The 12,881-nt window shown below is 58.7% G+C and carries 11 protein-coding genes and 4 pseudogenes; 12 read left to right on the top strand and 3 right to left on the bottom strand.

The window, feature by feature from the left end:
• The first annotated feature begins 123 nt into the window (after positions 1-123).
• Both ACLGL5_RS01320 and ACLGL5_RS01315 read left to right on the top strand, forming a co-directional pair.
• Complete coding sequence (locus ACLGL5_RS01320; RefSeq protein WP_494372659.1) at positions 124-324, top strand: hypothetical protein; 201 nt, start codon at positions 124-126, stop codon at positions 322-324.
• A complete protein-coding gene (locus tag ACLGL5_RS01315) occupies positions 312-497 on the top strand; it encodes a hypothetical protein (RefSeq protein ID WP_494372658.1) in 186 nt (61 codons plus the stop codon). The genes ACLGL5_RS01320 and ACLGL5_RS01315 overlap by 13 nt, the downstream gene beginning before the upstream one ends.
• 185 nt (positions 498-682) lie before the next feature.
• Here ACLGL5_RS01315 and ACLGL5_RS01310 read toward each other — a convergent pair whose 3' ends face one another.
• Positions 683-1,675 (bottom strand): glycosyltransferase family 2 protein, encoded by a 993-nt coding sequence (locus ACLGL5_RS01310; RefSeq protein WP_019864014.1) that lies wholly within the window; start codon positions 1,673-1,675, stop codon positions 683-685.
• Complete coding sequence (locus tag ACLGL5_RS01305) at positions 1,672-2,973, bottom strand: cytochrome P450 (protein ID WP_019864015.1); 1,302 nt, start codon at positions 2,971-2,973, stop codon at positions 1,672-1,674. Before ACLGL5_RS01305 ends, ACLGL5_RS01310 begins: the two co-directional genes overlap by 4 nt.
• 574 nt (positions 2,974-3,547) lie before the next feature.
• On the opposite strand from ACLGL5_RS01305, the gene ACLGL5_RS01300 reads away from it, so the two are divergent.
• The 8 genes and pseudogenes from ACLGL5_RS01300 to ACLGL5_RS01265 all read left to right on the top strand — a co-directional run bounded on the left by ACLGL5_RS01300 (position 3,548) and on the right by ACLGL5_RS01265 (position 9,707).
• Complete coding sequence (locus ACLGL5_RS01300) at positions 3,548-4,216, top strand: hypothetical protein (protein ID WP_494372657.1); 669 nt, start codon at positions 3,548-3,550, stop codon at positions 4,214-4,216.
• Between the two features lie 1,570 nt (positions 4,217-5,786).
• A pseudogene (locus ACLGL5_RS01295) lies at positions 5,787-6,431 on the top strand (sensor histidine kinase); the annotation flags it as partial.
• A gap of 96 nt (positions 6,432-6,527) precedes the next feature.
• Positions 6,528-7,049, top strand: a complete 522-nt coding sequence (locus ACLGL5_RS01290; protein ID WP_494372656.1) for a hypothetical protein — start codon at positions 6,528-6,530, stop codon at positions 7,047-7,049.
• A 14-nt stretch (positions 7,050-7,063) separates the two neighbouring features.
• Positions 7,064-7,477, top strand: coding sequence for a phage holin family protein (locus ACLGL5_RS01285; RefSeq protein ID WP_199201964.1), 414 nt, complete (start codon positions 7,064-7,066; stop codon positions 7,475-7,477).
• Between the two features lie 64 nt (positions 7,478-7,541).
• Positions 7,542-8,123, top strand: coding sequence for a hypothetical protein (locus tag ACLGL5_RS01280; RefSeq protein ID WP_494372655.1), 582 nt, complete (start codon positions 7,542-7,544; stop codon positions 8,121-8,123).
• Positions 8,124-8,543: 420 nt separating this feature from the next.
• Positions 8,544-9,074, top strand: a pseudogene (locus tag ACLGL5_RS01275) (NADPH-dependent FMN reductase); the annotation flags it as partial.
• A 203-nt stretch (positions 9,075-9,277) separates the two neighbouring features.
• Positions 9,278-9,499, top strand: a pseudogene (locus tag ACLGL5_RS01270) (nuclear transport factor 2 family protein); the annotation flags it as partial.
• Positions 9,500-9,575: 76 nt separating this feature from the next.
• Positions 9,576-9,707: a hypothetical protein gene (locus ACLGL5_RS01265; RefSeq protein WP_019864030.1), complete on the top strand. Its 132-nt coding sequence runs from the start codon at positions 9,576-9,578 to the stop codon at positions 9,705-9,707.
• Positions 9,708-10,214: 507 nt separating this feature from the next.
• Here ACLGL5_RS01265 and ACLGL5_RS01260 read toward each other — a convergent pair.
• On the bottom strand, positions 10,215-10,784 hold the full coding sequence (locus ACLGL5_RS01260; protein ID WP_494372654.1) for a helix-turn-helix domain-containing protein: 570 nt from the start codon (positions 10,782-10,784) through the stop codon (positions 10,215-10,217).
• Between the two features lie 353 nt (positions 10,785-11,137).
• Here ACLGL5_RS01260 and ACLGL5_RS01255 point away from each other — a divergent pair.
• Positions 11,138-11,345, top strand: a pseudogene (locus ACLGL5_RS01255) (aldehyde dehydrogenase family protein); the annotation flags it as partial.
• Positions 11,346-11,586: 241 nt separating this feature from the next.
• Positions 11,587-12,876, top strand: coding sequence for an Nramp family divalent metal transporter (locus ACLGL5_RS01250; RefSeq protein ID WP_020629218.1), 1,290 nt, complete (start codon positions 11,587-11,589; stop codon positions 12,874-12,876).
• Positions 12,877-12,881 lie beyond the last annotated feature (5 nt).

The raw sequence follows: 12,881 nt of genomic DNA, 5'->3' as shown, positions 1-12,881 counted from the left end.
CGTGCTGGGCTACTCCACCCTCAAGGCATTCGACGACGACCCAGCCCGCTCGATCAGTATGCATGCGAGGCTAAGCTCACGACGACCGGCACAGCGTCCGTATCGGTCGACAAGGTCATTCCCGTGCGCATGCCCCCCACCGACGGCAGCACTGGCTTCACCTTCGTCCCCGGCGATAGCGCGCTGCCCTCGAAGCTCGAGCTCGACGGGCCAAGCTCGCTGCAGCTCGCCGAACCGATTTTGGTCGAAGTCCGCACTAGCATCGGTGTGGTGCGGCCGAAGTTCGACCAGGTCGCCAGCACTGTGATCACGTGCATGAACTGAAGCGGCTGCGATCGCAGATCAACGCGAACCTGGCCCACTGCGACGCCGAGGAGCTACCGATCTGGTGGCTCAAGAAGCACGATCTGATTCCGGGAGGCCCAGACCTCACACCCGAGGAGATTAAGGCCAAGCTTCAGGAGGAGACCGTGACCACCATCCCCGCCTTCAACTAATCCCCTAGTTGCGAGGCGCTGGGTGCCTTCTCGCACCATAATTCCGTTGCGGCCGCGCTCCTTGGGCGCTGAGAGGACGGGCTCCTATGCGACATGGTGTAGACAGCGAGGCCCGGAAATGGCGGAAGCAAAAGGGCGCTTCGAGGCAAAGCAATGGGCGTCGTGTGCGGCCCGCTCGACAAGCGTCATTTGCCCATTGTCAGACTGTAATGCTTGCTTTTGATGCCTAAGAGACCCTGGGTGCGGCCAGCGGCCTCGCCTAGAGCCCTGAGCGCATTGAAGAATGTCGCCCCTCCCGTAAAGGGCGCAAGCAACAACAGCACCAACCCGGACAGAAGTTTGAAAATTGCAGACACAGGCGCACGGAGCCATTTCGATGCCGGCCGTCGATGAGATTTGTCATTCAAAGATACAAGGGCGTGGTCGCGCGCTCGTCTAATCTGGTACCATGGCGACAGCCGTTCGCGCACGATCTGCTCGCGAACGACAGCCTTGGGTGCCCACCCCGTCTTGGCACCAAGTTGCCATGCATCCCGCAAAAACCGCGTATCTTCTCCTCCAGTTAAATTATAGCGCTCATCGAACCTCAAGTTCGCCTTTCGAACGAAAGGCAGGCTCACAAGCCAGTTATTCGTTGAGAGGACAATCTCTGACTCTTTGCCGTTGGCTTTTCTTTCGCCGCATGTTTGCTCCACCTGCTGTACGCGCGATGAGAGACCCTTCCAGACGATTCGGTTCCAGAAGGTCAATGGACGCGGGTCAACAAATGCCCTGACCGGCCCTCCGACAATGTCATATTGGCCGCGTTGTTGTTCCGATAGCAGTTCGAGAATCCAGGTGGGCGTGACGACCTCATCGTCATCAACGAACGCCAAGCCATCGAACTTCGAGTTGATAGCAAACTCGAGAGCGGCGTTGCGCGCGAAAACAATACCCAGCCGCGGTTCGACAAGGTGATGAATCTTGATGCTAGCACGGGTTGCCGCAAAACGCTCAACTGCCTGCCGCAAGACTTCGCCATTGCCATTCTCAACGAGAATGATTGCCAGCTCAAGGTTCGCTCTGATGTCGAGGCGAGCAACCGAGTCAAGAAGTTCTGAAACCATTTTCGGCCGATCTCGCGAGGCAATGCCAATATAGACGCGCGTCATTACCTCAGCACGCGGTTCGCGGATCATCGCCTTGCCGTCAATGATATGTGAGAGTCGGGACCTGGCTCATAGTGGAAGTGACCTCGGCTGACGGTGCCATAATTGAAGAGTTTGACGGAAAAGTTTTCTGCGAGCTCCTCAACGAGCATGCCGCTCAACTGAACCGTCCAACCAGCGCCCAGACACCGGTGATGATCAAGTCCGAGCGGAGCATAAGAAGCGCCTGAGAATTTCTTGTCGACAAATCGGTCGGGCTTGAAGACATCCGGATCGAGAAACTGGCCGGGGTCTCTGTGCGCTTCCCAAATGCAGATCCTGACTCGACTTCGCCTTGGAATAAGGAAGCCTTCGAAGACGATCGGCATGATGGCAGTCCGAAGGATAAACTCGCTTTGCTGCATGCGGAGGGTTTCGGATACTGCTGATTTTGCCATCAACTCGCGTCGCCCAGCATCGGGTTCGGCTGCTATCAAATTCAGGTAACTCTCCTCGCCCGCCAGTTCGAGAAGTATCCAACGCCACAAGCCGTGAAAATCGTAACGAGCAAATTCGGTCATATGTATCAAATTGCCAATGACCGTGTCATCGAGCGTTTGGGACCGCACCATGTATTCGAGTAAGCTCGAAGGCGCAGGTTCCGATCGTTTCAGGTCGTCCGCCAATGCAAGCACTAAACGTTTGATGCGCTCGTATTTGGCGCGCTCGGTGGGCGTGATGACAATATGCATGCCGTTTGGGGCATAGTCATCGTACGCGTCCGTGAGTTCACCAGCGATCTCGGACCCGTCTTTGGCACCCAAGACGAGTTGCAGCATCAACGCCGTCGACGCTTGTTTAAGAATTCGAGCTGCTGCCTGGGAGCGCAGCCGGCCTTCGCCGGTGGTCAGTTCGGCCAGGCGGCTGCGAAGGATAGTCCTAAGTTCTGCGCTGCGACCTTCAAGCGAGACGGCTCGGAAAGCAGCTAGAAACATGCGGCGATAATGGACGTGGGTGCTTCCCTCCATTGCTCGTAGGAAGCCCTCTGGAAAGATCGGCGTCATATCGATCGTGGCGGCGCGCAGCTTGGCTTTGTTTTCCGTCAGAAACCTCAGGCCTAGTTCATGCCCCACGATGCAGGTTGTTAGCTTTCCACCCGACCATGTCTTGAAAATATTGCCGTATTGACGGTGCTGTTCAAGAAGATGAAATTGGTCAGCGGGCGCCCCGCTACTCTTTGAAATAAGTCCGGGAGCCAGTCGGCTTGATGTGAAAATACCGTGCAGCCATGCTTGGCCTATTTTGCTCGCAATTTTCAGGCGATCTAGATGTCTCTTCGTAGCGCCCATTCACCACATTCCCGGATGTCCGCGAGCGTCCCTCAATTGTCGCCGACGTTGACGTTTCAAGCTAGCGCTTCCAAGCTGCGATGCAGCCGTTCATCGGGGGGCGGCAGATAGGTGGTTACCTCTTTGGGAACCGCAAAATCGCGACAAAAAGAATTTCGCAACTCGTGCCGCCAGTTTTGATCGTTTTGAAAAAAACCTACGATGTCGACTGAGTATCAAGCTGCTCGCCCTCTTTTCAACCCTAAACGAACGGGATCGAGTTTAGTTCATGTCGATGAGCGAATAATCCAGAAAAATGCGTCAGGTTGGTGAGCCACTATTCTCGTCGCATCACACGTTAAGATGGACCGCGCAGTTCTGGGTTGGCCCTGCACCGACGCGCCTGAACAGCCCTGCAGGGTTCGCCTTTAACGACAGCCTGCCGCGTGGTAAGGGGTTGCTCATGCAAATCTTAGCGCCGTCTTTTGTGAGGTTGCTTTCCACACCCACCGCCAAAGAACGAAAGCGCATACTTGCATCGATGCCAGGTGGACCGTTCACGTCAAAAACGACACGGCCTAACCGGTTTCTTGACTTGGACACAGCCATCATCTCGGCCACCCGGGGGTTACCGATAGACAAGGAAGTCACCGTTCACGACATGGCTGCATCTGACGGTATTACGTCTTTGGAACTGTTCAACAGGCTAAGCCACGAGCGACCTGTCAGGCTTACGGCAAGCGATTACTACGATGAGATCTGCGCGGCCCGCAAAGGGATATTCTGGGTCTTCTTCGACAAAGACCAAGTTGTGCTCCAGGTAGCACTGGGCGCTGTCGCATTGAGAAGCCAGCGGGCAAATGAGTTTTTGGCTCGGCTGTTGTCTCCAAGCGTAACAAAGCTGACGCCCGTTTCACTTTTCCATCCCGACGTCATGGCAAGGACGAAAATGGACAACTGCTTCGTAGCAACTAGGGATAATTTCTTTTCGCCTTCACCTACGCAGTATAATGTCGTGCGCGTGATGAATGCCCTTGGGGAGAGAAACTTTCCGCGCGTTCAAATCGAACGCGCGCTCCGGGCCGTTGCAAAGACAGTCGTCGATGGCGGTTTGCTGGTTTTGGGACGCAGTGCCGACGAACTCGATGGTGGTGCTCAAGCCACGATATTCCAGCGGCGTGAAAATATGTTCAGAGCTGTTTCCGACATGAGAGGCGGTTACGAATTAAGGGATTTCGTGTTGGAGCTGCAGCCTGATGCTTAAATTGACAAGACTGTGTTTCTTACTTCGTCATTGGGGATTGCTTGCGACCCGCCGACGTGCCTGACACCTCATCCAACCCAAGCAAGTCCCCGAGCAGTTCGATTAAATTACCAAGCTGCAGGCCAATCTCTGGCTGCTCTAGGAAGGTCGACGCGTACGGCGTTTTCTGGCCATTGATTCCCGGATCCGGACCGTCTGCTGCCGTGAAGAGTTTCGGGGGCCGGCAGGCGTACGAAAGTCCCCGAGGAAGGAAGCTGCGGGCCACAGGCGATGGCTATGGGGATTTCGATTTTCGGCAGGCGTCGGCGATGGCGCGACCGCCGCCGGGAAGCGGCGGGTTTGATGCGGCCGGACCGCTTCGCCTTTCAGCCATGCGGTATTAGCCCTGGGATGCTTGTCAGCGCTGAGCTTGATGCAGCGGACCACTTGCGAGGCGAGTATCTGGCTTGCGCCCCCGCGATGCGATTCATTGAGGATACCGTCGTTCGAAAATGCCGGAGCTCGTGAACCAGCTCGCCACAGCGCAGTTGCGACTGAACGACGCCAGGGCCGCCATCGCCAAGTCTTGCGCTCTAAGAGCCCCGAAGCTAGCAGAGGAAGCGCTGCACAAGAGCATCATGAAGCCGCTGATATCGCCTACATGTGATCACTACCGGGCAACGCGTGTTCTGCATGAGACTCTGTTGAAGACGGTGTGAGAAGTGACCGGCAAGGAAGTCGAGTTCATTCACTGGTTTGGAGGCGGTTCGGCCTAAGGTATCACCGGCGACGATCCTCCGTTCATCCGATGGAATGGGAACAGGACCTGGCGCGGTCGCCTGCGGCGTAGGTCAACAGGCTTAATTGCGGGATGGCTTACGTAGGGGTAAGTCAATTACGCGGGGAGGAACCCGAGCCCCCACCGCAATGGCCGGTGCGGTGTCCGTCGTGCCCCAACGCCCCCACCGCACCGGCCATTCCCCAACGTTGGCTACAGCCGATCGGAGACAGGAAGCCCGAGGCGTCGTCGTTGGCCTTCGGCGTACGCCAGGGCGAACGAATCCAATTCGAATGATCGGGTTAGTTCTTCGTCGCCATCGACCACACGGACGAACCACTGCCGGAGGCTTCGATCAGCAGGAATCAACCAGAGAAACATCTCAACGAACCAGCGGTTTATCGTTTTCTCAGGTGGCGCTCAAAAATCGCCAGCTTGTCTTCGTAGCCAATCCTCACCTTCGTCTCGCAGCTTTCGCATTTGAAGCTGCCGACCGTTCTCAGCCAGGATCCCTTTCTCACCGTCGGATATGAACAGACCGGACAGTGAAACTCGATCGCTACATCGCGCAGTTCATCGGACAAGGGCATGGCACTTCGTCTCTTCCACTCGGGCAAAACCGGTGCTCAAAACGAATGGAGGAGCCGATGGGTTTCATCGGAATCAGAATTTTCGTACAAGCACTCGCACCAGCCAAGGAGATCGGCGACAGGTGCGGGCCGAGGAGATCAAGCCGACGCCGAAGAAGCGTTGACGGTGCACGATGGAACATTCGGCGCCGCGTATGGTTTCTGATGCGGCCGAGGCCACCCGCGTCGGGTCGCCTTGGTGGACGTATCCTCTCACGGCGAGGAGGCGCCCTCGGTAGAGGAGCGTGTCCGGGAAAAGGATACATTGCTGCGGGAACTGCAGCACAGGGTAAAAAACAATCTCCAGATGATCACCGCACTCATCCGGCTGGAGACCCGCAATGCGGCGGAGCCCGACCAGAAACGGTTCGAGAGGTTGGCCGGCCGCGTCGACGCTCTTGCGATACTCTACCAGGCGCTGTCGAACGACGAGCAGAAGGATGAGGTCGATCTTGGTATCTATCTCAGCCAGATAGCATCGGCGGTAATGGCTTCGCATGCGGTGGAAGGCATACGCCTGGACATGAAGGTGGATACCTATCGCGTGTCGATTAACGTTGCGATGCCAACGGGGCTGGTTGTGAACGAATTGCTGACCAATGCGCTCAAACACGGCTTCAAGGGACGAGAAGGCGGCACGATAACGCTTCACAGCGTGGTCGATGGCGACGGATGCCGCATCACCATCGCCGATGACGGGGTTGTGCCAAGCCAGCCTCAAGCGCTTCTACCAACCGGTCGTCGCCTGGCGTTCGTGGACGCGTTGCGATGTAAAGCCTACTGCACGGCGCGCGATGCGAAGGGCCCAAAGGGGGCGAGCGCCGGGTGATCGCGTCCAGCCGCAGCGGCAGATCCTTTATTCCTCGGGGGCAGGAACCGCTTGATGATAGCGAAGTTCAATTCCTAGGAACAGGAGTGAAACATCATGGACACGCCAACTACGGACGACTTTACGGGACCGGGTACCAACGAAAACGGCTGGCGGGGCAACGAGGGTGCTGAGCGTGCCGAGACGAGCAAAGAAGCTTTGGGCAAGCTCAAGACAAGTGCGGCGGAGACCGCGTCGCATCTGAAGAATGCCGCCGCCTCCGTGTCGAGCGATGCCAAGGATTATGCCGGGTCTGTTGCCGCTGATGCCGCGGGCGCCTTCAAGGAGGCAGTCGAGTCCAATAAGACGGCCGGCGCCGACGCTATCGCCAATATCGCCCACTCCGTCAAGGACGCGGCGGACGGCATCGAAAAGCAGGCGCCCCAGGTCGCAAGCATGGTGCGCAGTGCTGCCGAAGGTGTCGAGCGCATCTCAACCGATATCAGGGACCGCAACGTCGGCGAGTTGCTCGATTCCGTCACGAAATTCGCGCAGCGTCAGCCAGCCGCGTTTTTCGGCGTCGGTATCCTCGCCGGCGTCGTCCTGACGCGGATCATGCGAAGCGCCGATCGTTCCTGAGAAGGATCATTCGCATGGATGATGGAATGGATCACCGGCCCTTCGGGAGCGTGCTCGGCCAAGCGCTAAGCCAGTTTGGATCGTTGATTCGCCTCGATCTGCGTCTGCTCGAGGCGGAAATGCGAGCCAAGTCCACGGCACTCGTGTCATCGGGCGCGTGTGGAGTGGCCGCTGTCATGTTTTTTGCGCTGGCTGCGTTCGCCATTGTTCAGTGTCTCATCCTTGCAATGATTTTTTTAGGGATTGGCCCCATGCTCGCATGCCTGGTTGTGGCCCTTGTTTTGATCGGGGCAGGTTCGATGTCCCTTTATCTTGCCAAGCGGGCGCTGACCGGGTGGACCATCACGCCCGTCGAGACGGTCAATCAGGTGCGGACCGACCTGGCGGCCTTGAAGCAGGGAATACGCTATGGCTCAACCCAGCAATGAAATCAGGGATATCCTGGTGCAGAGCCGAGCCGAACGGCAAGCTCTGTTCGGCCCGGTGAGCGAAGTGAGCCGCCGGCTGCAGCCCAGACATTTGGCGGACGTTTCCACTCAATACGCCAGACAGAAAGTCGCCGCGGTGGTCGGGGGGATCTCGGATGCCGTCAAGGAGAATGGCGGAATAGCGGCCGCCGTGGCATTGGGAGCAGTCGCCGTTTTTGATGCGGGACGAAGGAGTGCTGACGGCAATGCCGCTACAGGGCGTGTCGACGCATCCCCGGCGACATTGACGAGCGGCCGAGATGCCCATGCAGAGCGAAACGGTTATCAGGCTGGAACGCCTCGCGCCGTTACAAATCTCGATCGCGCCAAGATGATCGCCGGCTCGGCGGCAGGAGTGTTGGTTGGCCATGCCATTGGCCAGGCCTTTCAGCCAACGGCCAAAGAGCGCGCACTGTTCGGCGAGGCTGCCGGCGAAGCTCGGGAGGCCGCGGCTAGATTTGTCCTCGAGCACAAGCGCGGTGCAAAGATTGCAGCTGCCGAGGCCTTCGGCTTCGCGCGATACGGCGCCGCCTTCCTGGCGGTCCTGGCAGCGGCCGGCGACTATTTCGTCCGCAACGAAGAAGTTCGCGCCCCCTCCGAGAGGTAATCATCAGACGGTCAGGCGCACTTGTTGCGTCGCAATCTCGACGCCGAGCCGGACGCTTGGCCATCGGCGTAGGAGCGGGCGTTACGTTCAGCCTCAAATGGGAAAGTCAGCGTATTGCCGAAGGCCGTCACGCGGACGGTCCGTGTGTTCTCGCGAATGATTTGACGACGGCGCCGAACAGACTGGCGCTTCCCCTGAGCTACGCGCCGCCGCCCGGCGCGCAACAGAGCCGGCGCGCCTTCGGCGCTCTACCCGCGATCGCGCTAAATCCACCGCGTCTTGTAGTCGCGAACGCCGTCGCGCACGGCAAGTTCATCGGCTTCGGTCGGTCGGCGGCACCTTCGAATAAAAAATGCCGGAACAATGCCAGCACCGCCCCCGTTTGTCGCTGGTCAGAAAAAGCCAGGGATTGGAGCCATCATGTCGATCAATGTCGCCGTCTTTGTAGGTAGTCTGGGCAAGGCTTCGTTCACCCGCATGGTAGCCAATTCGCTGATCGAACTCGCGCCGCCGGGCCTGGCTTGTCGGCTGGTCGAAATCGGCGGCGTCGCCATGTTCAATGACGATCTGGAAGGCCAGAAGCCAGCGGCATGGGAGCGACTACGGCGCGATGTTGCCGGCGCTGATGCCTTTCTATTCGTGACGCCCGAATACAACCGTTCAGTCCCTGCCTGCCTGAAGAATGCGCTGGATGTCGCCTCCCGCCCGGAAGGCAAGAACGCCTGGGCCGGCAAGCCGGCCGCCATTGTCAGTGTTTCGCCCTACAAGATGGGCGCCTTTGGTGCCAATCATGCGCTGCGCCAAGCACTGGTTTTTCTCGATGTTCCAGCCATGCAGCAGCCGGAAGCCTACATTGGTGATGTCGCCGCCTTGCTCGACAAGACCGGCAAGCTGAACAACGACAAGACCAAGGCCTTCCTCGGCAAATTTATGGCCGACTTCGAGAAGTGGGCTACGGCTGTTGGTAGAGCGGACACCGATGGCGGCTTCGAAGACTTCATGGCGCGGCGCGAAAAGATTGCCGCGGCCTATTCGACCGGAGATGCGAGCATGCTCGATACGATCGTCGCGCGCAAAGGCACGGCAACCTTCTTCCCCCTACCGGTGGTTCAGTTTCCGGCGCCGCAGAAGTCGCCGCGCGCTATGACGGCGACGCAAAGGCGTTCTCGCTCGGAAACGAAACAAAACTGAAAGTTTTGCAGGACCCTCAGGACGTTGCGTTTTGGACCGGTTTTCAGGACTTCGAAGGCATGATTGACGGACATCCCGCCAGCTTGAAGCTGCGCGTCACCGAAATCTTTAAGCGCGATGGCGGCGAATGGAAGCTGATCCACCGGCACGCGGATCCCGCGTTCGCCTCGTCCAAGCCGAAATAGCCGAAGGCTGTCGCTTCGATCAGGTCGGCCTGCAGCTTGGTCAGTTGCTTCTCGGCTCATTCGACAGCATACCGAGTTGTCGGACAAAGAGGCGTTGGAAATAGCGGAAACTACCGACATCTCGCCAAAGCAGGCTAAGGACCTGACCGCCGAACACGGCAAAGAGAAGGCCAAAACCGAAGCCGCGAAGTTCAAAGCCGAAAGCTAAGGATGATGTGCCGTAGGTCTGGAGCCGCTGATGCGGCGATTGCCTGCCTCCTTGCTTCACGCAGGGCCCCATCGACCTCTCGAACGGGCGGATTTGGCCGACGGAAGCTGAAGTCTCGCCCGCGTATGCCGCAAGGAGACACGCCGGGAACACCAACGCCGCGCCATTGCCGCCGCGCTACCTGAGCACTTGCGAAGGCGCGCATTTCCTCAGTCTTTCGACGCGCACGAGAGCACTTACATAATCGGCCTGCCTACCCAAACCCGGCGGTCGCGTCGTCTACGCCTTCGACGACCTTCAGGCCTGGGTGCAGTGCGGTGCAAAGACGTCGCCCGCAATGGTAAAACGGGAGCGGCTGATCGCTTCGTTTGTCTGCTCGGCGAAAAGGGCAAGGTGCTTTTGACCTTCTTCACCGCGCAGTGAGTATCTCCGGCATCGCCAGCTCCAACATTTTCTCGGGAACGCCGCTACGACTGCTACTCCCGTGACTACCTGAAGGATTGCGGCTCAAGCTTTGCCTTCCAGCGGCGCTTTATTCTGGTCTTTATAGGATTTCGCAGCTTCCTCGATCTTGCGCCAATCGTTTCCGTGACGGCGCACAAGTTCTCGCGCTTGGGCCGGCGAAATGTCATGCATCTCGACGATGTGTTTGACCTCGGCATCTTCACCCTTCAACGGTCGACTGCGTCTCTTTTGCAACGATCGCCTCGACAATCCTTCGTCCGCCATTGGTGCCTCGGCCGGGCGGCCTCCAGTTTCAGGTAATGGCAGGCCTGTGGCGGCCGCTGCCAGCAAAGGGCCGCCGACCATGAACGTGACGCCGGCGGACTCGAAGGCTTTGCGGACCGCTACAATTCTTTCCGCGCGCAGGATGCGCCGACCGCTCTCAAAGTCGCGTATCGTGGATTCGCATAGGTTGGACTTCGCAGCCAGGCGCGCCTGGGACCAGTCCAATAGTGCGCGAGCTGCCCGGCAATACGCCGGGGAAAACTCCTGCCGGCTGGCATCCACACCTGGCTCGGTTTCTTTTGACTCCGTCATGCATGATGAACATTCGATAGGGCTAAAACGTTCCATGACGCGATCCAGTGGGTGAGGTGCTATTCAGGTTCAAGGTTCCCACGGTAAATGGCGTTCGCATCGTCCATCATCCGCTCGATTCACTGGCAACATCTTCCTGACGTCAGATTGACCGCGGCGCAACGCCGGGGCCTTGGCCCTCGGCGACGCCTGACGATGCCTTCGCCAAATCCCGAACCGCCGCCGGTGACGATGGCGACCTAGCCAGCAAGTCTCATATCTGTTCCTTCGTCGCCGGCAACGTCCGGCGAAGTCGCGCTTGTTGCACAGTCCGATTATCCGAACGCCCTTTTAGCTTTCCTGGTTTGAGGTCGCCGGTGGCGGGAGCGATGGTCGCGGCGGAATTCGTGTGGACGCCGGCGCGGTCCGGCCAGGAGATGCAGGCGCTGAACCGCGCGACGGGCGAGGTGATGGCCACCGTGCCGCGCGGCGGGGCGGCCGATGTCGACGCGGCGGTGGCCGCCGCACGCGCCGCCTTCGAAGGACCGTGGTCGAAAATTCTCGCCCTATGAGCGGCAATGCGTGCTGTTGCGCATCGCCGATCTGTTCGAGACGCATTAGGAAGAGCTCAGCGTGTTCCTGGGTCTGGCTACCCACAGCGGGTAGAGAATCAGCATGGGTCATGAGTTGGTATGGCAACTCGAGACCGAAGTTGCGGTTCGGTGCAGATGGGTAGACTGGACCTGGCTCACCAAGGACACAGTGCGCCGGCATCTGCAACTTTTGCTAATGCAGCGAGATTTTATTTGGCCTACGGACCTTTGCTCAAGGTAGCTCGTTAAAGGCAAGGCGACAGCCCATGAACAACGTCAAGAACAGCCCGGTCGTCAGGCCGTCAAAACCACGCCTCCTTGGAGTGCTCGGGCCGGGCCTCGTCACCGGCGCGTCCGACGATGATCCGAGCGGAATCGCAACATACTCTCAAGCGGGAGCCCAATTCGGTTTTGGGCTGACTTGGACTATGCTGTTCAGCTACCCGCTTATGGCGGTCGTCCAGGAGATCAGTGCCAGGATCGGTCGCACGACCGGACGCGGCATCGCTGGTAACATGCGCAAATACTATCCGAACTGGCTGCTTCAGTCGGTAGTCCTCCTTCTGCTCGTAGCCAACACCATCAACATCGGCGCCGATCTCGGTGCCATGGGCGACGCGTTGAAGTTGATTGTCGGAGGACCGCCCCTGGCGTATTCGGTGGCCTTCGGTGCCATCTCGGTCATCCTTCAAATTTTCCTGAAATATACGCGGTACGTCTCCGTTCTGAAGTGGCTGACCCTATCCCTTTTCGCCTATTTCGCCACGGTCCTGGTGGTGTCCGTCCCTTGGGCCGACGTCGTGAAGGGGCTAATCCCCAAATTCACTGCCGACGCCAATTTCTGGACATCGGTGGTGGCGATACTCGGCACGACCATCAGCCCATACCTGTTCTTCTGGCAGGCGTCGCAGGAGGTCGAAGACGAGAAAGCCAAGCCAGAGCGCCAGCCACTGAAGGACGCCCCGGAGCAAACGGAAAACGCGGTCGAACGCATCCGCCTCGATACCTATGTCGGCATGGCCTTTTCGAACATCGTGGCGCTTGCCATCATGATTACCGCCGGCGCGACCTTACATGCTCATGGTGTGACGGACATCCAGTCCACGAGTCAGGCGGCGGAGGCCCTTAAACCCGTCGGGGGCAACTTTGCCTTCGCAATCTTCGCCGTTGGCGTCATCGGCACAGGGCTTCTGGCAATACCCGTGCTCGCGGGCTCGGCCGGCTACGCCTTGGGAGAGGCGCGAAAGTGGCCGGTTGGTCTCGACCGCAGGCCGCTCGAAGCCAAGGCCTTTTATGCCACGATCGCTGCCGCGACCGTCGTGGGGGTTGGCCTCAATTTCACGCCTATCAACCCAATCAAAGCCCTGTACTGGAGCGCCGTGGTCAACGGCGTGGTTGCCGTCCCCGTTATGGCCGTGATGATGGCGATGACCGCGAGGCCTGACATTATGGGAAAGGCCACCGTTCCTCTGGGGCTGCGCGTGGTGGGTTGGGTCGCAACAGTCGTGATGGCTGCAGCGGCCGTTGTTATGATTGGACAACTCATCCGAGGTTGAGAAGA

This window comes from Mesorhizobium sp. U510 (assembly GCF_059180695.1).
This window is presented reverse-complemented; position numbering and strand designations above follow the sequence as displayed.

What these genes read in the sequence shown, in the direction of transcription:
- ACLGL5_RS01260 (WP_494372654.1), bottom strand. Translation starts at nt 10,784, where the DNA reads ATGGAACGTTTTAGCCCTATCGAATGTTCATCATGCATGACGGAGTCA.
- ACLGL5_RS01250 (WP_020629218.1), top strand. Translation starts at nt 11,587, where the DNA reads ATGAACAACGTCAAGAACAGCCCGGTCGTCAGGCCGTCAAAACCACGC.
- ACLGL5_RS01305 (WP_019864015.1), bottom strand. Translation starts at nt 2,973, where the DNA reads ATGGGCGCTACGAAGAGACATCTAGATCGCCTGAAAATTGCGAGCAAA.
- ACLGL5_RS01290 (WP_494372656.1), top strand. Translation starts at nt 6,528, where the DNA reads ATGGACACGCCAACTACGGACGACTTTACGGGACCGGGTACCAACGAA.
- ACLGL5_RS01285 (WP_199201964.1), top strand. Translation starts at nt 7,064, where the DNA reads ATGGATGATGGAATGGATCACCGGCCCTTCGGGAGCGTGCTCGGCCAA.
- ACLGL5_RS01310 (WP_019864014.1), bottom strand. Translation starts at nt 1,675, where the DNA reads ATGATCCGCGAACCGCGTGCTGAGGTAATGACGCGCGTCTATATTGGC.